22 protein-coding genes are annotated in these 23,782 nt (G+C 41.1%); 7 read left to right on the forward strand and 15 right to left on the reverse strand.

Annotation, left to right across the window (positions count from 1 at the left end):
- The first annotated feature begins 7 nt into the window (after positions 1–7).
- Positions 8–1,021 carry a type IX secretion system protein PorQ gene (gene porQ / locus ACH3Z1_RS10495; RefSeq protein WP_490821893.1) on the forward strand — a complete coding sequence of 338 codons (1,014 nt, stop codon included), beginning with the start codon at positions 8–10 and terminating at the stop codon, positions 1,019–1,021.
- Here the strand turns inward: porQ and ACH3Z1_RS10500 are convergent.
- The 4 genes from ACH3Z1_RS10500 to porW form a co-directional block, all read right to left on the reverse strand.
- Positions 1,018–1,644, reverse strand: a complete 627-nt coding sequence (locus tag ACH3Z1_RS10500) for a CatA-like O-acetyltransferase (protein ID WP_490821895.1) — start codon at positions 1,642–1,644, stop codon at positions 1,018–1,020. The two genes, porQ and ACH3Z1_RS10500, sit on opposite strands and share 4 nt — an antisense overlap.
- On the reverse strand, positions 1,641–2,333 hold the full coding sequence (locus ACH3Z1_RS10505; protein ID WP_490821897.1) for an HAD family hydrolase: 693 nt from the start codon (positions 2,331–2,333) through the stop codon (positions 1,641–1,643). Before ACH3Z1_RS10505 ends, ACH3Z1_RS10500 begins: the two co-directional genes overlap by 4 nt.
- Positions 2,334–2,350: 17 nt before the next feature.
- Entirely contained in the window at positions 2,351–4,753 is a 2,403-nt protein-coding gene (locus ACH3Z1_RS10510; RefSeq protein WP_490821898.1) for a transglycosylase domain-containing protein, read from the reverse strand.
- Between the two features lie 74 nt (positions 4,754–4,827).
- Positions 4,828–7,677, reverse strand: coding sequence for a type IX secretion system periplasmic lipoprotein PorW/SprE (gene porW / locus ACH3Z1_RS10515; RefSeq protein WP_490821899.1), 2,850 nt, complete (start codon positions 7,675–7,677; stop codon positions 4,828–4,830).
- Between the two features lie 81 nt (positions 7,678–7,758).
- Between porW and ACH3Z1_RS10520 the strand changes: the two genes are divergently transcribed.
- Genes ACH3Z1_RS10520 through ACH3Z1_RS10535 form a run of 4 tightly spaced genes read left to right on the forward strand, consistent with a single transcriptional unit; the run spans position 7,759 to position 9,464 of the window.
- Complete coding sequence (locus ACH3Z1_RS10520) at positions 7,759–8,244, forward strand: hypothetical protein (protein WP_490821901.1); 486 nt, start codon at positions 7,759–7,761, stop codon at positions 8,242–8,244.
- Complete coding sequence (locus ACH3Z1_RS10525) at positions 8,237–8,443, forward strand: hypothetical protein (protein ID WP_490821903.1); 207 nt, start codon at positions 8,237–8,239, stop codon at positions 8,441–8,443. Before ACH3Z1_RS10520 ends, ACH3Z1_RS10525 begins: the two co-directional genes overlap by 8 nt.
- Before the next feature lie 9 nt (positions 8,444–8,452).
- Complete coding sequence (locus tag ACH3Z1_RS10530) at positions 8,453–8,845, forward strand: hypothetical protein (protein ID WP_490821905.1); 393 nt, start codon at positions 8,453–8,455, stop codon at positions 8,843–8,845.
- On the forward strand, positions 8,832–9,464 hold the full coding sequence (locus tag ACH3Z1_RS10535) for a SprT-like domain-containing protein (RefSeq protein WP_490821906.1): 633 nt from the start codon (positions 8,832–8,834) through the stop codon (positions 9,462–9,464). The genes ACH3Z1_RS10530 and ACH3Z1_RS10535 overlap by 14 nt, the downstream gene beginning before the upstream one ends.
- Before the next feature lie 140 nt (positions 9,465–9,604).
- On the opposite strand, the gene sucC is transcribed toward ACH3Z1_RS10535, so the two are convergent.
- Complete coding sequence (gene sucC / locus ACH3Z1_RS10540; protein ID WP_490821907.1) at positions 9,605–10,816, reverse strand: ADP-forming succinate--CoA ligase subunit beta; 1,212 nt, start codon at positions 10,814–10,816, stop codon at positions 9,605–9,607.
- 122 nt (positions 10,817–10,938) lie between these two features.
- On the opposite strand from sucC, the gene ACH3Z1_RS10545 reads away from it, so the two are divergent.
- Complete coding sequence (locus tag ACH3Z1_RS10545) at positions 10,939–11,496, forward strand: YceI family protein (protein WP_490821908.1); 558 nt, start codon at positions 10,939–10,941, stop codon at positions 11,494–11,496.
- Positions 11,497–11,571: 75 nt separating this feature from the next.
- Positions 11,572–12,357 carry a hypothetical protein gene (locus ACH3Z1_RS10550; protein ID WP_490821910.1) on the forward strand — a complete coding sequence of 262 codons (786 nt, stop codon included), beginning with the start codon at positions 11,572–11,574 and terminating at the stop codon, positions 12,355–12,357.
- A 3-nt stretch (positions 12,358–12,360) separates the two neighbouring features.
- Here ACH3Z1_RS10550 and ACH3Z1_RS10555 read toward each other — a convergent pair whose 3' ends face one another.
- The 10 genes from ACH3Z1_RS10555 to ppk1 form a co-directional block, all read right to left on the reverse strand.
- A complete protein-coding gene (locus ACH3Z1_RS10555) occupies positions 12,361–12,870 on the reverse strand; it encodes a DinB family protein (protein ID WP_490821912.1) in 510 nt (169 codons plus the stop codon).
- A gap of 1 nt (position 12,871) precedes the next feature.
- Entirely contained in the window at positions 12,872–14,563 is a 1,692-nt protein-coding gene (locus ACH3Z1_RS10560; RefSeq protein ID WP_490821914.1) for a S8 family peptidase, read from the reverse strand.
- A gap of 167 nt (positions 14,564–14,730) precedes the next feature.
- Positions 14,731–15,252, reverse strand: a complete 522-nt coding sequence (locus ACH3Z1_RS10565; protein WP_490821916.1) for a DinB family protein — start codon at positions 15,250–15,252, stop codon at positions 14,731–14,733.
- Positions 15,253–15,345: 93 nt separating this feature from the next.
- Entirely contained in the window at positions 15,346–15,930 is a 585-nt protein-coding gene (locus ACH3Z1_RS10570) for a YdeI/OmpD-associated family protein (RefSeq protein WP_490821917.1), read from the reverse strand.
- Between the two features lie 49 nt (positions 15,931–15,979).
- Positions 15,980–17,503: an L-piperidine-6-carboxylate dehydrogenase gene (gene amaB / locus ACH3Z1_RS10575; protein ID WP_490821919.1), complete on the reverse strand. Its 1,524-nt coding sequence runs from the start codon at positions 17,501–17,503 to the stop codon at positions 15,980–15,982.
- Positions 17,504–17,722: 219 nt separating this feature from the next.
- Positions 17,723–18,421, reverse strand: coding sequence for a LytR/AlgR family response regulator transcription factor (locus ACH3Z1_RS10580; RefSeq protein ID WP_490821920.1), 699 nt, complete (start codon positions 18,419–18,421; stop codon positions 17,723–17,725).
- On the reverse strand, positions 18,418–19,503 hold the full coding sequence (locus ACH3Z1_RS10585; RefSeq protein WP_490821921.1) for a sensor histidine kinase: 1,086 nt from the start codon (positions 19,501–19,503) through the stop codon (positions 18,418–18,420). Before ACH3Z1_RS10585 ends, ACH3Z1_RS10580 begins: the two co-directional genes overlap by 4 nt.
- Positions 19,504–19,735: 232 nt before the next feature.
- Positions 19,736–20,551 carry a 3-methyl-2-oxobutanoate hydroxymethyltransferase gene (gene panB / locus ACH3Z1_RS10590; protein ID WP_490821922.1) on the reverse strand — a complete coding sequence of 272 codons (816 nt, stop codon included), beginning with the start codon at positions 20,549–20,551 and terminating at the stop codon, positions 19,736–19,738.
- A 175-nt stretch (positions 20,552–20,726) separates the two neighbouring features.
- The gene (locus ACH3Z1_RS10595) at positions 20,727–21,620 is read right to left on the reverse strand and encodes a Ppx/GppA phosphatase family protein (protein ID WP_490821923.1); all 894 of its coding nucleotides are present in this window, start codon (positions 21,618–21,620) and stop codon (positions 20,727–20,729) included.
- Positions 21,601–23,691 carry a polyphosphate kinase 1 gene (ppk1, locus tag ACH3Z1_RS10600; protein WP_490821924.1) on the reverse strand — a complete coding sequence of 697 codons (2,091 nt, stop codon included), beginning with the start codon at positions 23,689–23,691 and terminating at the stop codon, positions 21,601–21,603. The genes ACH3Z1_RS10595 and ppk1 overlap by 20 nt, the downstream gene beginning before the upstream one ends.
- Positions 23,692–23,782: the final 91 nt, after the last annotated feature.

Below are 23,782 nucleotides of genomic sequence, written 5' to 3' on the forward strand. Positions count from 1 at the left end.
TTTTATAGTGATTAGCTTATGCCTGATGGGGCATATAAGTGTCGCCCAGACCTTGGGTGGCAACGCTGTATTTAATTTCCTCAAACAACCCAATACTGCCCAGTTGTCTGCATTGGGTGGCCTCAATATTTCTATACCGGGAAAAGACGTGGGAATGACTTTCCATAATCCTGCATTGCTCAGAAAAGAAATGCACCAGCAACTCAATACCTCTTTTAATGCATTTGTGGCAGGTATCAGTAATTATAGTCTTACAGGAGCCTGGCATTTGGAAGATGCAAAAACCAATATAGGGGTCGGGGTCAATTATTTTAATTACGGGAATATTGACCAAACAGATGCTTCGGGGAATATATCCGGCAGTTTTAGACCCAGGGATTATGTGGTTCAGGTAATGGCTTCACGTAGTCATAAAGAGAAATGGTGGTATGGTGCTACATTGAAATTTATCCATTCGGGTTATGGACAATACCGATCTTCCGGCATGGCCATGGATGTGGCATTAAACTACCATGATGAAGAGAAAGGCTTACAGGCAGGTATTGTCGTAAAAAATATGGGTACCCAGATCAGTACCTATGACGGTTCGGGCAGAAAGGAAGAACTGCCTTTTGATGTACAGATGGGTATTACTAAAAGACTGGAAAAAGCGCCTGTTCAGTTTTCGTTAAGCCTTCACAACCTGCACCGGTTCAATAATTTTTACAACGATACCAGTTTCAGGGCAGGGGAGGGTGACGATGATTTCACCAAAAAGAGTACACTCCAAAAAATATTCAATCATGTGGTAATAGCCGCACAGTTTTTCCCGCATGAAAAAATTGAATTCACAACAGGGTATCATTTTCAACGCAGGAATGATTTGAATGGATTTAACATCAGCAATGGACTGAATGGCTTTACGCTGGGTACTGCAGTAGTGCTGCCTAAGGTACATATTCGATATGCGACAGGATTTTACCAGCGACAACTCTTTCACCAGTTCTCACTCAACTTTAATCTGAAAGGTAATGCTCTTTAATATCGCATTAATAATTCCTGAAATCGGTCTACAAACTGCGCTACATGAAAGCCGTCCATCAACGCATGGTGTACATGAACAGATACGGGCATTTGCTGAACAGCATTTTGTTCTGTCATTTTTCCAAAAGTGATTTTCGGACATGAATCTTTGTAGCTAAAACAGCGTGCATGCGAAATAGCCGTAAAGTTCAACCAGGGAATGGAAGAATAATGAATAACATTTTCACCTGAAATGGCTGGAATCAGTCCTGTTGAATTACGCACTTCTTCAATGATTTTTTTTGCGTTTGAGCTGAATGCAATGAAATCGGGATGGTAATCTATGTAGGAAAAACCAAAACTACCATCGGGTCTGTCAATAGTAGCAGAAGCATTAATCTGGTCATATACAAATACCTGATCCTGCTCAATGATATAACGAAAGGGTTCCGTTTCATTGGCTGCTTTTAAAGAGGCATGCAGGTAATACAGAAAAAAAGAATAGCCTTTTTCTTTACAAATTCGGTAGGCATGTCCGCAGTTGATAGGGACAGTAACACCAAAAAAAGGTTCTTCAAAGCGACTAAAAAACCGGAATTGATCTTTCCGGCTCCACTGATCGATGTCTAATAAGGTTTTCATTTCAATAAGAAAGCTAAAACGTCTTTAATGGATGTTACTTGTTTGAAATTCGCATGTTCAATGTCCTTGTCAATGGTTTCATGTGCCCAGGTAGTATGATAGGGGATATGAACGGCATGACCACCCAGTTCCAATACAGGCAGCACATCTGACTTTAGTGAATTTCCCAGCATCATAAATTCAGCCGGTTGAATGTCGAGGTGCTTCAGCAGTTTCTGGTAATCAGCTTCTTTCTTTTCAGACATGATTTCGATGTGATGGAAATAATGTTCCAAACCAGATTTTCTCAATTTCCTTTCCTGGTCGAGCAGATCACCTTTGGTGGCAACCACCAGTTTATATTTTCCCTGTAATGCCTGCAATACATCTTCTACATCGTCTAGTAATACAATTGGTTTTTCGAGCAGCCCTTTGCCTAATGCAATAATTTTTTCAATCACATCTACCTTGATGGTTTTATTGGAAAGTTCCATGGCGGCTTCAATCATACTCAGCATAAAACCTTTTACACCATAACCATACAGATTGATGTTCCTTATTTCCATTTGTAACAACTCACGGGCAACAGAATGATGCGGCATATAATCTTCCAGTAATTCACAAAACCTGTCTTCGGTTTCCCTGAAATAAGGTTCATTTACCCAAAGGGTATCATCGGCATCAAAGGCAATCACTTTTATTTCACTCATAACATTCCAGTATATCTTTATTTTTCTCCACCGGGCTTCTTGGGTAAAACAGCTTTTGGTTTATCAGCAGGTGAGGGTGGTGTTCCTTTCCCGTCTTTTTTCTCTGGTGTTTTTGGAGGATTGATTTTAATATCAGATTCCGGCGCAATATCTTCCAGTTTAATGTTCTGAGGCACTTCATAATCCTGTGACGTACCTGTTCCAACATCTTCACCTTCACCACCTAAAATAGGAGTAGAGTCGTTCAGGTAATCAATGATCAGGTCATTGCTCATCACTTCTGGTTTTACAAACCGGGCACTCTTGTCTATTCCACAATTAGGGTCCGATGCAGCTTTGCTAAAGAAATAAGCCCAGATAGGCATGGCCGCACGACCACCCTGTCCCCATGCACTCTCTTTATTAAAATGGATGAAACGATCGTCGGCACCAACCCATGCACCTGCCATCAGTTGTGGTGTATAACCCATGAACCAGCCATCGCTGTTTTCATTGGTAGTACCTGTTTTGGCGGCCATTTCAACAGAAGGCATGCCATAACCCCAGATACCACGACCTGTACCTACCTGTACTGTTCCCTGCATCATTTTCACTACAGAGTAAGCGGTCACTTCGCTGATGACTTCTTTTCTTTTGGGCGTGAAAGTAGCCAGAACATTGCCATTCCTGTCCTCAATACGGGCAATGTACATGGGTTTTACATTAAAGCCTCTGCCAGGGAACATGCTAAAACCCTGCATCATTTCATACAGAGAAATTTCACAGGAACCGAGGGCAATAGATGGATAAGGTTCTATTTTGGTTTTAAAATCGCAGCGCTCCAGAAAATTTACCAATCGTTTTGCACCATTGTTACCTTCGCTGTCTAACTGTTTCATGATATAGGCCGATGCACAGTTACGTGAAAACGCCAATGCAGAAGCCATAGGCATAGCACCGCCCTGACATGATCGGCTCGTAGCAGGAACCATCCCGTATCCCCCAAAACTCTGTTGTTCATCATACACAGTAGTGTTCGGTGTAAACCCAGCTTCTTCAATGGCAAGGCTATACAAGAGTGGTTTCATGGTTGAACCAACCTGGCGTTTGGTATTGAAGTTTACGTGATCGTATTTGAATGTTTTAAAACCAATACCACCTACCCATGCTTTGATTTCACCAGTTAATGGATCCATCACCATAAAACCAGCCTGTAACATCTGGCGATGATAACGGATAGAATCATATGGCGTCATCAAAGTATCGGTTTCCCGGTTATTGTTCCAGGCAAAAATGCGCATGGGTACTTTTTCATAGAAGGTTTTTTTGATCTCTTCATCTTTTAAACCATCACGATCCAGGTTTTTCCAGCGGTCACTTTGTTTCATCGCAGCTTCCAGCACGTTCTCATATCCTTTCCAGATCGATTTGTTTTTAATATTTGCCTGACCATTAAACAGTTTCTGCATAAAATTCATATGCTTGGCCACTGCTTCTTCTGCATATTGTTGCATACGGGGATTAATGGTGGTATAAATTTTTAAACCATCCCTGTACAGGTTATAATTGTCGCCGTTGTTCTTTTTATTTTCCTTGCACCATTTCTTCATCTCTTCGGCCAGTATCATACGGAAATAGGGGCCTAGACCTGCTGTCTCATCCAGCTTCTTATAATTCAGTTCAATCGGTTTTCTTTTCAGGATATTTGCTTCTGCCTCGGTCAGGTATTCATTACGAACCATCTGGCTAATCACTGTATTCCTTCTGTCGAGAGCCAGTTTTGGATTACGCCGCGGATTATAAATGGTGGCTCCTTTCAGCATGCCAATTAAAACCGCCGACTCTTCAATATTCAGTCTGTCAGGTTCTTTCTGAAAAAAAGTTTTGGAAGCGTTTCTGATACCGTAAACATTATCGCTGAATGCAACGGTATTCAGGTATAAAGTGAGTATTTCTTCTTTGGTGAAATTGCGTTCCAGTTTGATGGCAATAATCGACTCTTTGATCTTCTGTATCATCCGCAGGAAAATATTCCGAGTACTCCAGTTATCGGTAAACAGGTTTTTGGCTGTTTGCATGGTAATGGTACTGGCACCACCATCGCGACCTAAAAATACGAGTGCACGGCCCAATGAACGGGGGTCAACACCGCTGTGATTGTAAAATCGTTCATCTTCGGTAGCAACCAGTGCATTGATCACATGCTTGCTGATATCCTGGTATTTTACATTGATTCTGTCTTCTCCATTCAGGTAGTATTTACCCATCAATGTGCCATCCTGTGCATACACCTGGCTGGCCAGTGATGCAGAAGGGTTCTCTATATCATCAATGGAGGGCATACTGCCTAGCCATCCCCAGTTAATCATGAGCAGGAATAAAATACCCCCACCAAGTGTCCAGAAAAAAATGCGCCAGAAAATGCGAACGGGTTTTGACATAACAATCCACTATTGGTTCATAATAATGATGCGTAAAACTAAAGAAGAGTTAGTGAAGCAGTGCTTCCCACTCGTTAAAATTTATCGGGTAATGCTTTTTGCATAAATGCCCTGTATGCTGCGATATCTTTTTTGTTTTGCAAAATCCTCAGGTTGGCCGGACTAATAATCTGGAATCCATATTTATCTGCACTTAACCAGGGTAATATCCTGCTGGCTGCCTGGGGTTTCACGAGGTCTGTATAACTTACCGCATCACTGGCCGAAGGGAAGGGGCCTACCAGTAATAACTGTACTTCAGGTACAATTGTTATGGTATTGATGGGTAAACGACGATTATAGAATCGCTCCTGGTTAAAGCGGTTAAAAGCATTGCGGGCTTCTCCCACAAACATACCATCTACCTTATTGAGTACAATAACGGCGTATTGGGTATCGGTGGGTACAAATTCATATTCGGGTTCTGCCAGTGTGAGTGTAGATTTAACAGCATTGGTTAAATTAACGCCTGCAGGCTGTTTTATTTCTTTTGGCGCCGGAGCTGCGGTGTTTGAACTGTCTTTCTTTGGTATGGTATTCACGATAGAAGCCGGTCCGGTAAGATCAATACCCCTGGTAACCGTTTCTGCGGGTCTTTCAACAGATAAATCGGACAGGTATTTCTCAATCTCTTCTCTTCTTTTTAATACATCGATCATCGTCACCGCTTTTTCAGCGAGGGGAGAAGAGGGGAAATTGGTTATCAGTTGCTCGAGCCTGTTAATGGCAACGCTGTCTGTTTTTTGTTTGATATAATAGATCGATTCAATGTACAGGAGTTGAGCTGTCCATTTTGAATTTCTCTGTTGTTGTTCTGCCTGTTTTTTCGCCTGAATGGCTGCTTCAAATTTACCTTCAATAAAGAGATTGTATACGTTGGCATATGTAAGTTCAGATGGATCTTTTTTATTTGAAGTGGAAGTGTTTTGTAGAAACTTACTGTCGGCAAAAGTTTTGGTAAAAGCATTTTGTAATGAATCTGCAGCGGCCAGGTTATTGGTTTTACGGTAACACTGTATCAGGTTAAAGCTTGCTTCTTCGGCTTCAGCAGTACGCGGAAAACGTCTGAGTAACTCTTCATACACTTCAATGGCAGAAGGATAATCATCCAGCTGTTCCTGGAATATTTTTCCATTTTCCAGCAAACCACGGATGATCATGGTATTCGACAATTCTTTCTGCTCTTCAGTAAGCGGAATAGTATTTTGTAATGCTTCTAAACTAAGCTCCTGTTTTTTGGAATCTGTTTTATTATCTGCTGAAACGATGGCCTGGTTTTGAGCAGGAATAACTTTGTCAACCGCCGATTGTCTGCGCCAGTTGTCTACATTAGGTCTGGTACCCCAGCGTCTGTTGAACTCGCCTAAACCACGACTGCGTAAATTGCTGTTGAGAAAATAAAATTCAGCTCCATTGTTGTTGAATAAATCAGCAGGCTGGTTGCTGCCAGCAGCAGGGAGATCGGAGCCAAATGAAGTTTCATCTGTCTCTTTCAAACCACTTTCTTTTCTTAACTGGCGAAGTATTTTTTTGAGTAAAGCCGTTCTTTCAGCTTCAGGCAGTGCTGCTATTTTTTGTACACTGTCTTCCCTGCTGATGTTTTCTTCATTCATGGCAATCAACTGCAAAGCAGGTTTTCTTGTATTGATCCTTTCCTGCTCTTTTTCTTTTACCATGTTCACCTGTACACTGTCATAAAAGCTGTATGATTGACTGTATTCTTTTCGATCGTAATTCAGATCGCCGAGTAAGAGAAAACTTTCCTGTTTTTGTAATGGATTATCGTTGCTGAAAGACACACTTTTTAGTAGCCATTGCTGTGCAGCGGTATAATTTTTCCTGCTGAGTTCCAGTTTGGCAGCGGCATAATAAATGATATCGCGGTAAACATCATATTTGTCTTTTTTGGCCATTTTCAGTAATTCGTTCAGGTTTTCCTGAAGGGCATTGTCTTTATCACCGGTAGAGAGGGCCGCAATATTGAGTCTTGCATACACTTCCATGAAAGGATCGGTCGAAAACTTAACGGCAGTCTGGTAAGATTGAATGGCGTCTTTATCCTTTCCTGCCAGATCGTATAATTGTCCGGCGAGGTAATAAGACCTGGCTTTTGCCATATGATCGTTCCCTTTTTTCAAAGCACGTACCAGGTAATTGGCTGCACTGTCGTATGCATTGAGCTTATAAAAAAGATAAGCACTCAATTCATCCAACTCTGGTTGTAAACGGGTGGGAAAGAGAGCATCACTTCTGAGCAGTGCAAGCAAACCCGCCGCTTCAGCGGCTTTATCCTGTTCAATAAAAGTTCTCGTCATCCATATGAAACTCTCATTCCTGCTGGGCAGGGTTGTAGTGAGTTTTTTCCAGAGCGTTCTTTTTTCATTGGTGGAAATGGAAAATACACCGCCTGCATTACTGGCATTACTGCCGATGGGAATATCATATCCTTCATCCTTGGGTGCAAATGCATAGTTGATGTACTGGAATACCATCTGTGCAGAGTCGAAATCTTTTCTGAGTAAATAGGCTTTACCCATCAGCATGTAGAGGTTGTCGACCCAGTCACTGCGAAGATCATGTAAGAGAATGCCGGCTGTGCATTTGTATAAAACGGTATCTATCTGGTCCTGGGCAGTGGTCTCCAGGTCATAATCATAAAATGACAGCAATTGTGTGTAATCGTCCCTGTGCGATTCACTGGCCCTTTCAAGGATTTCATTGAGCCGCTGATTGGCATTGAAATAGTAGTTGAAATGGGTAACGGTATTGTTGTAAATCCTTTTAGGAAGCGTAAACTTTTTATTACCCGATTTTTCGGCAGGTAATGTCCTGTTTTCGTAGGGTTTATCTTTTTTTAGTTCAATGGTTGTATAAGGCTGTGCCATGCTTTTCAGGCTGAAAAAAAGCAGTAGGGCAACCGTATATGGGACCGGAATCATCCGGGAAAATATGAATCTGGAATTACTGTGCATAAAAACAGTTTAAAAATACAGTTATTTCCCGATCAGCGATGGGTAAAACAGGATTCATCGTTACCTTTAACCAGATTTTACAGTATGGCCAGCTCAGAGAACAATAATAACCTCAAACGTATCCGTAACAACTATCGCCTGGTGGTGATGAATGATGATACTTATGAGGAAGTGGTCACTTTCAGGTTATCGCGATTGAGTGTTTATATAGGGTTGAGTACCGTTTTTGTCATCCTGGTCGGACTTACGATTGCGCTGATTGCTTTTTCTCCTTTGAAATATTATATACCGGGTTACGGAACCAAGGAAAGCCGGACAGCGTTACAGGTATTAAAAATGAGAACTGATTCGCTCGAACAGGCTATCAGGTATAAAGAACAATATATAGACGGGGTAAAAAAAGTGCTTTCAGGCAATACACCCTCCTCGCTTGATACGATTGCCCTCAATATCCCGAAAGCAGATATATCCAATGAATAAGGATCGCCAACCCCGTTCCATTTTTCAATATGCTGGTCTGGCCACACAATGGGTTATTGTATTGGTGACAACCGTATATTTGGGAAAATGGCTGGATGAAAAATGGGCTTTCAAACAGGCTTTTTTGATCTGGTTATTACCACTTCTTTCATTGGTAGGCCTGATGATTAAACTCGTCAGGGATACTTCAAAAAAATGATACCAGTTTATGACACAAACCATTAAACCTTTATTGTTTCTTTTCCTGGGTATCAATATACTCGTGCTTTTAGGTAAAGAAAAGTTAGGGGCTGCCGGTATTCAATTTGAAGTTGTTACTGTTGCTAATATTCTTTTGTTTTTGTTTACACTGATCGGTTTGCTCTTACAGATCAAAGCCTCATCCAATAAAAACCCCAATGCTATTGTAAGGGCCGTAATGGCAGGAATGGGTATTAAACTCATTGGTTTTGCCACAGCCTTGCTCATTTATATTTCCATTGCAGGAAAGGATAAAAGCAACCTGTCGATCTATGTTTCGCTGGGTTTGTATTTTATTTATACCTGGCTGGAAGTACGTTTATTTCTGAAGCAGAACCCTAAAAAGAATGCCCAAAGCTGAACACCCGATGCAGGCTTTGGCTGCATTTCTCCCCGAAGGTAGCTTTGAACAGGTGGTCGCATATATCCAGCGATACAAAGTACATCTTACCATCACTAAAAAAAGAAAATCAGTGCTGGGCGATTACAGGCATGCCGGAATTGGCAAAAACCATCGAATAACGGTTAATGGAGACCTCAACAAATATGAGTTCCTTATTACTTTACTACATGAACTTGCCCATCTGCTAACATTCGAACAATACAAACATAGGGTAGAAGCACATGGACTGGAATGGAAGAGTTTTTACAGCACTTTACTTGTCGATTTTGTAAGAATGGGCGTGTTTCCTGAAGACATCAGTATAGCACTAAAACGCTCCATCATGAACCCGGCTGCTACGGCCAATGGGGAAACAGATTTATTACTGGTACTTCGTAAATACAATACAAAGCAAACCGGACTGATACCTGTGGCAGAAATTCCTGCAGGAAAATTATTCCAAACAGAGAATGGCCGTGTTTTTATGAAAGGAGCACTTCGAAGAAAAAGATTTGAGTGTGTGGAAGTAAAAAGCGGGCTTCGTTATTCCTTCAGTGCCGTAACAGAAGTTAGGCTTATTGAAATTTCAACTGTATAAAAGAATGATGCTAGCTACAAGCCACAAGCTTCAAGCTTCAAGAGTATTAAAACTACTTGTAGCTTGAAGCTTGCAGCTTGAGGCTTGTAACAAAAAAAGCCCCGGCTAAAATGCCGGGGCTTTTTTTTGTTAGATTTATTTTAAGCTACTGCTTTCTTCACCAGTGCCGCTGCTTCGCTTAATTCGATGGCAGACTGTACTTTCAATCCACTTTCATCGATCAGTTTTTTTGCTTCAACAGCATTGGTGCCCTGTAAACGAACAATAATGGGGATATTGATATTACCCAGTTTATTGTAAGCTTCAATTACACCCGCTGCAACACGGTCGCAACGAACGATACCACCAAATATATTGATAAGAATAGCTTTTACATTGGGATCCTTCATAATGATACGGAAACCTGCTTCCACTGTTTGTGCATTGGCAGTACCACCTACATCCAGAAAGTTGGCGGGCTCACCACCACTTAACTTAATCATGTCCATAGTGGCCATGGCCAGTCCGGCTCCATTTACCATACAACCTACATTACCATCCAGTTTTACAAAGTTCAGGTTGTATTGACCTGCTTCCACTTCTGTAGGGTCTTCCTCTGTTACATCTCTCAATGCAGCAGTATCAGCGTGACGCATCAGGGCGTTATCATCAATATTCATTTTACAATCCACCGCAATGATTTTTTCATCACTGGTTTTGAAAAGTGGATTGATTTCGAGCATGCCACAATCTAACCCAACATAGGCATTGTATAAATTGGTCACGAATTTTACGCAGCTTTTAAATGCTTCACCACTTAATCCGAGGTTAAAGGCAATTTTTCTTGCCTGGAAACCCTGTAAGCCACCACCGGGGTGTACCCATTCTTTGAAAATCTTCTCAGGGGTATTATGTGCAACTTCTTCAATATCCATACCGCCTTCGGTGCTGTACATGATTACATTCATGCCTTTTGCACGGTCGAGCAGGATAGAGAGATAAAATTCTTTAACGGGATTTGGGCCGGGATAATACACATCCTGGGCTACCAGTATTTTGTTTACTTTTTTACCTGCAGCACCGGTTTGAATGGTTACCAGGGTGCCGCCCAGTATGTTTTTGGCAATACTGGCCACATCTTCCACGCTTTTAGCCACTGCTACACCACGCTGTTCTGTACCCTCAATTTTACCCTTACCACGGCCACCCGCATGTATCTGGGCCTTGATTACAGCAAAATTATTGCCGGTTTGGGTCTTAATTTGACGATAAGCTTCCTCAGCGGCCATTACTGTATCAACCGCAATACCTTCCTGCACAGGTACATTGTATTTTTTAAGGAGTTCCTTGGCTTGATATTCGTGAAGATTCATACTCGAAAAAAATTTTTGCGAAGATAAGCGAATCAGCCATTCAGATTTATGGAGAATTATTATTGTTGTAACATTAATTTTACTATTTTTATGACGCTCTAAAACTGTAAAACAATTAAATCATGAAAAAATTAGTCCTTACCCTGGTAAGTGCCGCCATGATCATTGGCGTTTCTTCTTTCACTTTACTGAAGAAAAAAGCTCCAGTAACTTTAAATGTTACCGAAAAAAGCCGCATTGACTGGATCGGCTCTAAAGCCGCTGATTTTCATACCGGTAGCTTTTCTCTTAAAAGTGGATCGGTTCAAATAGATAATGGCAAATTAACAGGTGGTTCATTTGTCATTGACCTGGCTAACCTGAAAGTAACCGATGCATCGGGCGATCGCCTGGCAGGTCACCTGAAAAGTGCCGACTTCTTTGATGTAGCTAAGTTTGCGGAAGCTACTTATACCATCAACACCGTAAATTATACGAGTGATACCAATTGCGAAATCAATGGTACACTTTCATTGAAAGGTGCAAGCATTCCGGTAAAATTCAATGCCAATATCCGCAGCGCAAGCGAAAAAGGATTCTTTGGTCAGGCATATTTCAGCGTAGACAGAACTACATTTGGTGTACTGTATAAAGGACCATCTAATGATGTTCAGTTAGCGATTCACTTGTATGCAAAATAGTATCAACAAACATACTTTCAAAAGGAGACCATTTGGTCTCCTTTTTTTATGTCAATACTGACTTATTTTTAGGGTATGTACCGATTATGCCTTCTTGTTTTTTTATTTGTGGCATGCAGAACAGTTGCACCATTGAAGATGATTCATGGATTAGGCGGCTCTTCATTTTACAATACCGCTGCTGCTTTTCAATGGAAACAGCGCGATTCAATGGCTTTACAATTATTATCGGACGGTAATATGCCTTCTTTTTTAAATCGTTTTGTAGCCATTCACACACGCATGAAGGATGAAAAAGGCAAAACCATTAAGGCAACCTATTATGTAACATCCGATTATCTTTCAATCGGAAATGATGATGACTGGGCAAGGATTCCGCTGACACCACAAACAGCACAACTGATTGCAGACCGATACAATTGTTTCCTGCCTACCCGTAAAATGGTGAATGATATATACCAACATGCCAGCGTGAAACTTGAACCTTTGCCCATGTTTGCATTCAGAGACAGTACAGTGACCATGTGGCAACATCACCTGATGATTGAAGGACAGCGAAAGGGTAGGAAGGGATTGATTGCAGGAATAAAGAAAGATGTGGTGATCAGTCCCAAACTCAGGGCAAATGGTAAAAACGACAGGGTAGCTATTTATGGATGGCATAGATCGAACGGACAACCTATTCAGCCATTATATACCGGACATGTAAACTGGTACGTTGATTACAGCCATGGTATTCGCCTGGTGTATCAAACTATTTGGGTAAATGGCAAAGCCATGCATTACAAAGAGGTGTTGAATAACTCATCTCTGAAAAACCTGCTATGTGATGAAGATATATGCGATTATTTCAGCTACTGAAAATTACAGGTAACGTTCCTCAATAACAGACTGATGATGCAGCATATGACCAAAAATAATATAGGCCAGTGCATTGGCTGTCATCCTGTTTCCACTGGCCACACCTGCATGGGCTAATTGTTCTGGCTGAAGCGATTGTAAAAGAAGATCTGTTGATTTTCTTACAGCAAGAAACTCTTCTTTGATGGAGGCAAAAGACCTGTTTGCCGCATTTGCATTTTCGGCATAACTGTTTTCATCAAAAGATGCCAGTGGTGTTTCGTCTTTACGTGCAATACGCAGTAAACGATACGACATGATTCTTTCCGTATCAACAACATGTTGTAACAAATCTTTCAAAGTCCATTTGCCGGGTGCATACGCATAGTCGGCTTTTGTTTCGGGCAAACCTGTATAAAAAGCTTCCAATGCTTTTCCATGTTGTTCTGCCAGTTTTGATGCTGACTCGACATTTACTTTACCAATATATCCTTGAAAATAGGGAGGGAAATCACCTGCTTGTGGTCTGCTCATGTTATTGTGCTTTATGCTTTTTGGCAACAGCCGGTTTAGACTCGTTATGGCTGATGTTGGCATTGTTAAATTGCTCTGCTGCAACAACAGCATTATAAGCATTTACAATACCACCGGTTTTGGATAATGTTGTGAAAGGTACAATATCAGCTTTAGCACCAGGTTTGAAACATAGGTTGGTGGTGTCAGGTATCCAGACAGATTTCTCTATGATCTTTTTTACCTGTATAGCCGATAAGTGAGGATAATAAGAACGTAATAAAGCCGCAATACCACTTACAATCGGGGTAGACATACTCGTTCCCTGCTGGTTGCCATATTGATTGCCGCCAGGCATGGTAGAATAGATTTTTACACCGGGTGCAAAAACATCCACTTTTTCTTTTCCGTAATTGCTGAATTCTGCTGTGAGGCTTCCGCTGATTTTAGGATCACTGCTGGCACCTACTGTAATAAAATTACCCGCTACTGTGTTCCATTGTTTTAGCCAGGGATTGGGGAATACTTCCTTTTCATCAATATTAGCACCTTCATTGCCCGATGAGTGTAATACCAGCACATCTTTTGTTTCCGCATAACGGATGGCACTGTCGACCCATGCTTTTTCAGGTGAAAAAGATTTACCAAAACTCATATTGATTACTTTGGCGCCATTGTCAACTGCATAACGGATGGCAAGTGCAATATCTTTATCGTATTCATCACCATCGGGTACAACGCGTAGCATCATGATACGAACATTATCAGCAACGCCATCAATACCAATACCATTATTTCGCTGAGCAGCAATTAAACCACTTACATGGGTGCCGTGGTCTGGGTCTGGCCCCATTACATCTGCATTGCCATAGAAGCGATCGGCAAGACTATAATAGTTGTCTCCGATGACTTCAGCACGGTAATCTTTTGGGGCTTTTTCTTTTGATTCAAAAACCGATTTTTTCCCGTCAATATATTCTTCGAGCTGAGAAAGCAGTACGGTGTTTTTTTCTTCTGCATCGAGACCAATCATTTTCATGCAGGTGAGAAAGCCCATTTTGGCTTCTTTACCCATTCGGCTTACCGGCTGAAATTTTTCCAATTTTTCGAAATTGTACTCATCGCAACCCATTTCCTGGCGAAGAATTTTATCGTGCTTTTTTAGCGCTTTTGCGGTTACCTCCACGAACATGAGCTCCATTTGCTCTTCTGCACTGAAGTTAAGTTCGTTCAGTGCTTTTTTCCAAAGTGCAAACTGGTCGCGTTCTTTTTCCGTCATTTCTTCCGGGTTCAGTACCCTGTCGGAGAACTGGTTTTTCCAGCGATGAAAAATGCGTGAACGTTCATCGGCTGCTTTCTTAATGTTTCTGCCGTCTTTATTGCCCAGAAAGTTCCATCCATATACATCATCAATATAACCATTGCCATCATCATCAATTCCATTACCGGGAATTTCTTTGGGGTTGCGCCATAAAATAGGTTTCAGGTCCTCGTGTGTAGTGTCGATACCCGAATCGAGAACAGCTACAATAACAGGTTGTGCTTTTTTGTTGCTGTTGCGGAGAAAATCGTAGGCCTTATTCAGACTGATACCATAGAATGAGTCTTTGGCAATATCCATCTGGTACCATGTTTTTGGTACTTGCTGTGCATATGCATGGCCTGAAACAATCACGAGTGGCAGTGCCACTAATCTTAGTATCCCACGAAGCATTGAAAGTATATTTTTACTATCCTCACAAATTTCCGTAATGATAATGAAAATTTAACCGCTGTTCTCTTTTTTAGGATAATCTTGGCGATGCCCTAATTGTTTTTTAAGCAGGGAAGAACCTTTTTTAGTTTTCCTTAACATTTTGGGTGCCAAAGCCTGTTAAATGATTATTGAACAATCCTCAGGTAGGCCTTCCATGGTCCCACATCATCCTTAAACTGATGAGCCAATATCCTTGATAGCTGGCTGATATGGTTTAGGTCGTGTACAACCCAGGTAGTCAGCAATTGCCCCAATGTTACTTCTCCCAATGCCGGATGAATAGCCATTCTCCTGTCATCTTCTTTTGATAGATTCATCCCTTTTAATGTTACTATATTTTCTTTTCTCAGTTGCTCAAAAATAGTGAGTAATGCCTGCAATGTTTTACCCTTGCTGTCTTCATATTGTGCAAAGCGGTCGAAGGGTTGAAAGGTTTTATCTGTGCTGTCTGATAAACAAATGTTTAGCCTTGGTATCCAATCTGTCTTCTCTCCATGGATCAGATGACCAACCACATCGAATGGCGACCAGGTTTCGGGACCTTCATTGGCATGTACCAGTTGATCGGGTAATCCGTCGAGCATATTGCGAAGAATTTGTGGGGTCCGGTTGAGTAGATCTACGGCCTCAGTAACAGGTATCGGCATTGTGAAAGAATTGTATTACTGAATATACTAATTACTTTTTCTTTTTTCTTGGAAATGAGAAGTGAGATTCAGGCAGAGGTATTTGAAATGTTACTATTTCGGATGATTGGCTTTAATATTTTGACTGGCGAGCCGAACTGTTTCTTCCAATCTTTTGGTGCGTGTAGCTTCCTTTTTTGCGTTTAAAATCCATTCCAGTATACCTCTTTTTGAGGAACGGGAAAATGTGTTAAAGTTTTTCCAGGCAGTTTTATTTTTTTGAAACAAAGCTTTGAGGTCATCGGGAATAGTGATGGCTTCAACGTCATCTAATGCATTCCATGTTCCATTTTGTTGGGCTGTTGTTATTGCCAAGAGGCCGGCCTGTTCCATTTTCCCAGCAGCTATAAGACGCTCTACTTTGTCGCGGTTTACTTTGCTCCATTTACTTTTGGGGTTCCTCTGGGCAAAAAACTGGTAGTAACTATCTTCGTCTTTTTTGTTTGGTTTACTGTCAATCCACCCGAAACAAAGGGCTTCATCTACTGCTTCCGGATAGTAAACACTTGGAATACCAGAATTCTTTTTATAAATAATGAGCCATACAGATTTTTCCTTCTGGTGATTTTTTTTCAGCCAGTTCCGCCATGCCTGTTGGTTTTTGGCGTAAAATGTTTGTATGCCATTTTTTAATTCCATGAACTAAATGATGGTATATATAACAATTGCTCAGATAAAAAGTGGATGATTATAAATCAAATTTAATGCCCTGTGCCAGCGGCAACTGCGTGCTCCAGTTGATGGTATTGGTTTGTCGGCGCATATATGCTTTCCATGCATCGCTGCCACTTTCGCGTCCACCGCCGGTTTCTTTCTCACCACCAAATGCACCACCGATTTCTGCACCACTGGTACCAATATTTACATTGGCAATACCACAGTCGCTGCCAGCATGAGAAAGAAACTGTTCTGATTCGCGCATGTTCAAAGTCATGATGGCGGAAGAAAGTCCTTGCGGAACTCCGTTCTGTAATGCAATAGCTTCTTCAATGGTTGCATACTTCATGATATAAAGAATAGGTGCAAAAGTCTCATGTTGTACCACTGGAAGGTGATTACCAGCTTCAGCAATACAGGGCTTTACATAACAACCACTTTCATAATTTTTTCCTTCCAGGACACCACCTTCCACAATAAATTTTCCTCCCTGTTGTTTACAGTCGTCAATCGATTTCAGGTAAAGTTCAACGGCATCTTTATCAATCAATGGGCCTACATGGTTATGGGTATCCAATGGATTACCTATCCTGAGTTGCCCATAAGCTTTTACCAGTTTTTCTTTGAATATCTCATAAACCGATTCATGAATAATGAGTCTGCGTGTAGTAGTGCAACGTTGTCCGGCTGTACCAACTGCACCAAAAACACAACCAATCAATGCCATATCCAGATCGGCTTCTTTGGAAATAATAATGGCATTGTTACCCCCCAGTTCAAGAATGGTTTTGCCAAGTCTGGCACCAACGGTTGCAGCCACCAGTTTACCCATACGGGTTGAACCTGTAGCAGATACCAGCGGTATCCTTGTATCCTTACTCAACCATTCACCCACTTCTCTTCCGCCTTGTACAAGACAGTTTACGCCTTCAGGAACATTATTTTTCTTGAATACTTCTGCTATAATATTTTGTACCGCAATACCACAAAGTGGCGTTTTTTCACTGGGCTTCCAGATAGTAGTGTTACCACAAACCCAAGCCAAAGCAGCATTCCAGCTCCATACGGCTACGGGGAAGTTGAATGCAGAAATAATGCCTACCACACCCATCGGGTGCCATTGCTCGTACATGCGGTGCTTGGGTCTTTCACTGTGCATGGTAAGACCATGCAACTGCCGGGATAGACCTACTGCAAAATCGCAGATATCAATCATTTCCTGCACTTCGCCATAACCTTCCTGTAGACTTTTACCCATTTCATAACTCACCAGTTTGCCTAAAGGTTCTTTGTATTGGCGTAATGCTTCACCTACCTGCCTTACCACTTCTCCTCTTTTTGGAGCTGGCCACATACGCCAGCTTTGAAATGCGTTGACCGCAGCCTGCATCACTGTTTCGTATGCTTTGGGGTCTGACGACTGAACGCTGGCTGTTTTATTACCATCAACGGGTGAATAGGAATCGATGATGGCTGCCTGACTGCTGATCCAGTTTGTACCTGTTGAAGCGCCGCTATTTTGAGGTTGAATACCGAGTATTTGTAAAAAATCCATGCAGGTTAATTTACTGCAAAGGTAAAGAAATCATTTCCAGTGAGGATAGGAGTAAGTTTGAAATAAAAAAGTATCACCTTGTTGAGAACAACGTTGTGATACTTTTATTATCTAAAACCCTGCATGAAACGCCTTTCAGCATTTACAATATAAAAATACTATGCAGGTTAACCGATTGCAAGACCAGATAGGTGAGTGCCTGCTTTCAATCGGGGAATTTTATTTGGTTTTGGAGATTTCCAGTAATTGATCATAAACCGAACTGTAGCTGCTGCCGATAGGTATTTCTTTCCCTGCAATCCAGACTTTTGATTTACTGAATTTTTCAATTTTTGCGAGTGGAATAATGAAGGAGCGATGTACCCTTACAAAATCTCTGGGTGGGAGTTTTTCCTGAATGCTTTTTAACGTCATTAAAGTAAGCACAGGATTAGGTTTGATGTAAATTTTGATATAATCATCCAATGCTTCAATCAGGTCAATATCTTTCAGATTCACCTTCATAATCTCGTAATTCACTTTGATAAAGAGTGAATTGAGTTGCACTTCCTGTGAACTTAAAAACTCAATATATTCTTTGGCCTTGTAACAGGCTTTCAGAAAGCGGTCGTATTCAAAAGGCTTCAACAGATAATCGACCGCATCTACATTAAAGCCTTCCACTGCAAAATCTTTATAGGCTGTAGTGAATATTACGGGCGGCTTCTCCAGTAAATTTTTGTAAAACTGTATGCCTGTTATATCAGGCATCTGTATATCGAGGAAAAGCAGGTCTATTTTATTTGCCTGCATGTAACTGATGGCTTCATCGGTGTTGGTAAATGTTTTTTCAAGTTTCAGGAATGAAATTTTTGCACAGTACTCCTGAATGAGTTGCAGTGCTAATGGTTCATCATCTATGGCTATACAGTGTATCATGTTGTGATCTCCAGTTTTACGACATAAGTCTTGTTCTCAATAGTAGTGCTTAACTGATGTTTGTCGGGATACATCAGTTCAAGCCGGCGTTTAACATTGTTGATGCCTATTCCGGTATTCTCCATCAGGTTACTTTCAGAAGCAACAATATTATTGCTGGCATGGAAAAGTATTTTATTACCCTCTGTATGAATGGTGATATCAATATTGGATGACTCCTTGGTACTTACGCCATATTTGAAAGCATTCTCCACAAAAGGAATAAAGATGAGTGGTGCAATAAGCATTGTTTCAATATCGCCGGTAGCAGAAAAGTTCAATTTTACCTTGTCTGTTAAACGAACCTGTTGTAGTTCAATAAAATTATGAATAAAATCTACCTCGTTTCTCAAAGGAACCAGGTCGCGTTCTGTTTCTGTGAGTATATAGCGCATGATGGATGATAATTTCATCACAGCAGGAGCTGTTTTTTCACTTCTTACCACAGCCAGTGAATAGATATTGTTTAAGGTATTGAAAAAGAAATGCGGGTTTACCTGCGATTTGAGAAAGGATAATTCTGTGTTCAGTTTTTCGTTCTCTGTTTCCTTTCTTGTTCTTTCTGTTTTCAGCCATCGTTGCGTTACAGAAATACAGGTGCCAAATGCAAATACCAGCAGAAATAATACGGTATTGTAAGGATCTGCAATAGGTCTTGCCCTTCTTGGAGCCCTTGTTAACTTTGGAACACCTTTGAAGTCAGGGTTTCTGATAAATTCATTGTTTTGCCTGATAAACTCAGGTTCTACAAGGAAATTCGCAATTTCTTTTGGTAAAAAAAGGAATGCACCCAGACACACAGCGATGGATAAAATATACCAGCCCCATTTTTTGTTAATGAGTAAACGGGGCACCAATACATGTGTATTGAAATAATAGAAAAGAACAATGAAAATATTATTACAGATGATGGTGGTGAGCATATTATCGCTCATGCTGAATTCCCTTAACCTGGGGAAGAAAACAAGATAGGGCACAAAAAAGAAACAGGCCCATGCCACCATGTGTGTGAATATCGTTATGAGTGTTTTATCGTTTCGCAAAGTGTGGTTGAAGTTGTGTGAATGAATATACCTTATGTTTAATACAAGTATTGTTTTCTATGCCGGGTTTAGAAGCATATTTTCAGACCAGAACGAAAATAAATCTCACCAGTATGCATATCGACTTTTCCGCTAACATGCCTTCCTATCACTGATCTTATTCAAATCTATCCTTCCCTCACCAATTTAGAAAAATGTTTTGGGTGAACAATCAATAACCATCGGTAAATCCTTAATACGATTCTTTTTCAGAGGGGAAGTCGCCCGTTTTAACGTCTGAAATATATTGAGTTATAGCGGTATGTATCTGTTCCTGTAAATTGAGGTATTGTCGTAAAAAACGGGGTTTGAACATATTGTTGATGCCCAGCATGTCGTGCATCACCAGTACCTGCCCGTTACAACCTGCACCGGCACCAATACCGATGGTCGGAATACTTAATGCGGCACTTACTTCCGTAGCAAGGCTGGCTGGTATTTTCTCGAGTACAATGGCATAACAACCTGCTTCCTGTAACAACAGCGCATCTTTTTTCAGCTTGTCAGCTTCAGCTTCTTCTTTCGCCCTAACATTATAAGTACCAAATTTGTAGATCGACTGAGGCGTTAAACCCAAATGCCCCATTACCGGAATACCTGCCGATACTATACGCTGTATACTTTCAAGTACTTCTGCACCGCCTTCCAGTTTAATGGAATGCCCGCCGCTTTCTTTCATGATGCGGATGGCAGAAGCAAGGGCAACATCAGAATTGGACTGGTAGGAACCAAAGGGCATATCTACTACCACCAATGAACGGTTAATACCTCTTACCACACATTGTGCATGATAGATCATCTGGTCCAGCGTAATGGGAACGGTTGTTTCATGTCCAGCCATCACATTACTGGCACTATCGCCCACCAATACCACATCAATACCTGCTTCGTCAAATAAGCGGGCAAATGAATAATCATAAGCGGTGATCATGGATATTTTTTCACCTGCTGTCTTCATTTTCAACAGGGTATGGGTGGTGATTTTCTTGATTTCCTTCTGAACTGACATTTGCTTGTTTTTAGCTTGAACAGAACTGCAAAGTAGGCAGTTTTTTGAGGATTCCCTTCGGTGTAAGGTAATAGCTTGTTAAAATGAATTCGGTACGGCTATGTACCATGGGTTTTGAGCAGTGGGTATACTCTCCCGGTAATTTTCAATCGCCCAAAGCTCTTAACTCACAGACCTAACTAGCTGAACTTTTCTGTAATTCACCATACAGATGCTGGATAAGGCCGTCGGCGAGACCTATTTTAGGGACGTATATTTCATCGGCATCGGCCCAACGCATGGCATTGATGTATATCTGCAGGGCAGGTACAATTACATCGGCACGGTCTTCTCTTAGTTTGTAAATATTGATACGGTCTTCCAGTGAAAAACTGGAAATCTCTTTGTAATAATCTTTCAGCAAATCAAGGGACAAAGGTTTCCCATCTTTTTTCTTGCTGAGTGAAAATACTTTGTTGATATTTCCACCAGTACCAATGGCCACGATTTTTTTAAATCCCTTTGTTTTGTTTTTGATGATGTCTTTCATCTCATTCCAGTGCATTTCATCCACCATATCTTTTAGCAGGCGGATAGTGCCAATATTGAATGACTGTTTGAATACCAGCTTGTCATCAGCAAAAAAAGTAAGCTCGGTACTGCCGCCGCCCACATCAATGTAGAGATAACTGTGGTCGGTATCCATATTCTCAGCTACATGGTTCTCATAAATAATGGAAGCTTCCAGATCGCCACTGATGATTTCAATATTCAGCCCTGTTTCGAGTTTTATTTTTCTGATGAGATCGGCACTGTTACGCGCATCGCGCATGGCACTGGTGGCACAGGCAATGGTATGTTGTACACCATAAGCATTGATGAGATGACCATAGGCTTTCATGGTCTGAAGTACCATACCTCTCTTTTCCTTGGAGATTTCACCCTTTTCAAATACATCAAACCCCAAACGCAAAGGAACACGAACAAGGTTGAGTTTGTTGAATCTTGGTTTGCCTTCGGCATCATGACTGATCTCAGAAATGAGTAGTCTTGCAGCGTTACTTCCTATATCAATGGCGGCCAGCCTCACTATTAGCTATGTTTTTCCGGTGGAGGTAATGATAAGTCTCAATCTGAGAACGTATCTTCTTTTTACCTGCGGAAGGTACATAGTTGTTGCTTAATTCCTTGTCCAACACCCTGGCCTTCACGTTGTCTCTTAATTGAATGTGGATAATCTCTTTTAATTCATTCCTGATATCGGGATCATTTACCGGTACAGCGGCTTCAATACGATGGTCAAGGTTTCTCACCATCCAGTCGGCACTCGAAATAAATATTTTCTCTTTTCCTCCGTTATGGAAAATAAGCACGCGGGCATGTTCCAGGTATTCATCAACAATGCTCACGGCTTTGATGGGCTGTTTGAATTTTTTATGGTCAATCACTGCACAAAAAATACCTCTGACGACCATTTGTATTTCTACCCCTGCTGCTGCTGCTGCATACAATTTCTCGATCAGCCTCGCATCACTCAATGAATTGAGTTTTAATGTTATGCCAGCAGGTTTTCCGGCTTTGGCAGCTTTTATTTCTTTATTGATAAGCGCATCCAGTTCACGGCGCATATTGTTTGGGCAAACCATCAATGTTTTACAATGGCTCAATTGAGCAGCACCCGTTTTCCAGTTTTCGAGATAATGAAAAATGCGGTTGATATCGGCCATGATCATCCTGTTGGCAGTGAGCAAACAGTGATCGCCATATACATGTGCTGTTTTTTCATTCAGGTTGCCGGTACTTACGAAACCATACTGAACGATTTTGTTGCCCTTTCTTTTTTTAATGATACAGAGTTTGGCATGTACTTTCATTTTAGGAACACCCAGCAATACCTGTACACCTTCTTCTTCCAGTATATCTTTCCATTCCAGGTTGGCTTCTTCATCAAACCTGGCTTTTAGTTCAAGCATTACAATTACTTGTTTGCCATTTCTGGCAGCGTTGATCAATGCATTGATGACTTTTGAATCGGATGCAAGACGATAAGCTGTAATCTTAATCGATTGTACATCAGGGTCCATCGCGGCTTCGCGCAGCAAATCAATCACGGCATGAAAAGAATGGTAGGGGAAATGCAGCATCACATCTTTTTTCAATACCATTTCAGTTACCCGGACACGACCATGAAAGGCAGGATGTATCAATGGTTCACGTCTGGTGTTTTTAGTGCCAAACACATCGGGGAAATCCATGAAATGCCTGAAGTTATGGATACGTCCACCCGGAATAATATTACTCTTCCTGTTCAGACTCAAACGCCTGATGAGGTATTCGAGTAAGCCGGCATCCATTTCCTTGTCGTAAACAAAACGTACGGGTTTTCCTTTGCGTCTGTTCTTTAATCCCTTTTCTATTTTTTCCACAAAAGTGGTACTTACGTCATTGTCAATATCAATTTCTGCATCTTTTGTAACCTTGAACACATGCGCTTCAAAATAATCGTAATCGAAATAGGTAAATATTTCAGGTAGGTTATAACGAATTACGTCTTCCAGCAAAATGATATGGTTTTCTCCAGCTTTAGAAGGCAACTGTATAAAACGACCAACATCTTTTGAGGGTATTTCAATCAATGCATATTTCTGGTTGTATGCCGAATTTTTTTTGCGCATCACGACACCCAGGTAAATGCTTTTATCGCGCAGGTAGGGTAGTTGTGGCAGGCTCTCAATCATCAGTGGAATGATGTTGGAACGGACTTTATCATCAAAGAAGTTGCGAACAAAATGTTTCTGTTCTTTGGAGAGTTGGTTTTCGTTAACAAGGAAAATTTTTTCTTTCTTTAGTTCTTTCAGAATACCCTCCCATATCCTGTTGAATTCATTTTGCTGGTTCAGCACAACGGTCTGGATTTGGTCAATAATGGATTGAGGATCTTCTTCCATATGCATGTTCAGCTTCCGTCTTTTATCGGCATATTCCACCATGCGTTTTAAAGTGGCCACACGTACCCGGAAGAATTCATCGGTGTTATTGGAAAAAATACCCAGAAAGCGAATCCTTTCTTTCAAGGGTACACTAGGGTCGTTGGCTTCCTGTAATACCCTTCCATTAAAACTAAGCCAGCTTATATCGCGTTGAATGAGTTGTTTCTTCACAAATGACAGAATTGATGCTTCAATTCATCAAATATAAAAAAGCAGAGGAGAGAGCAATGTTAAGTTTCGTACAATTTGAAAATTTGAAATA

The sequence above is a fragment of the Sediminibacterium sp. FW305-C-49 genome, from assembly GCF_058231085.1.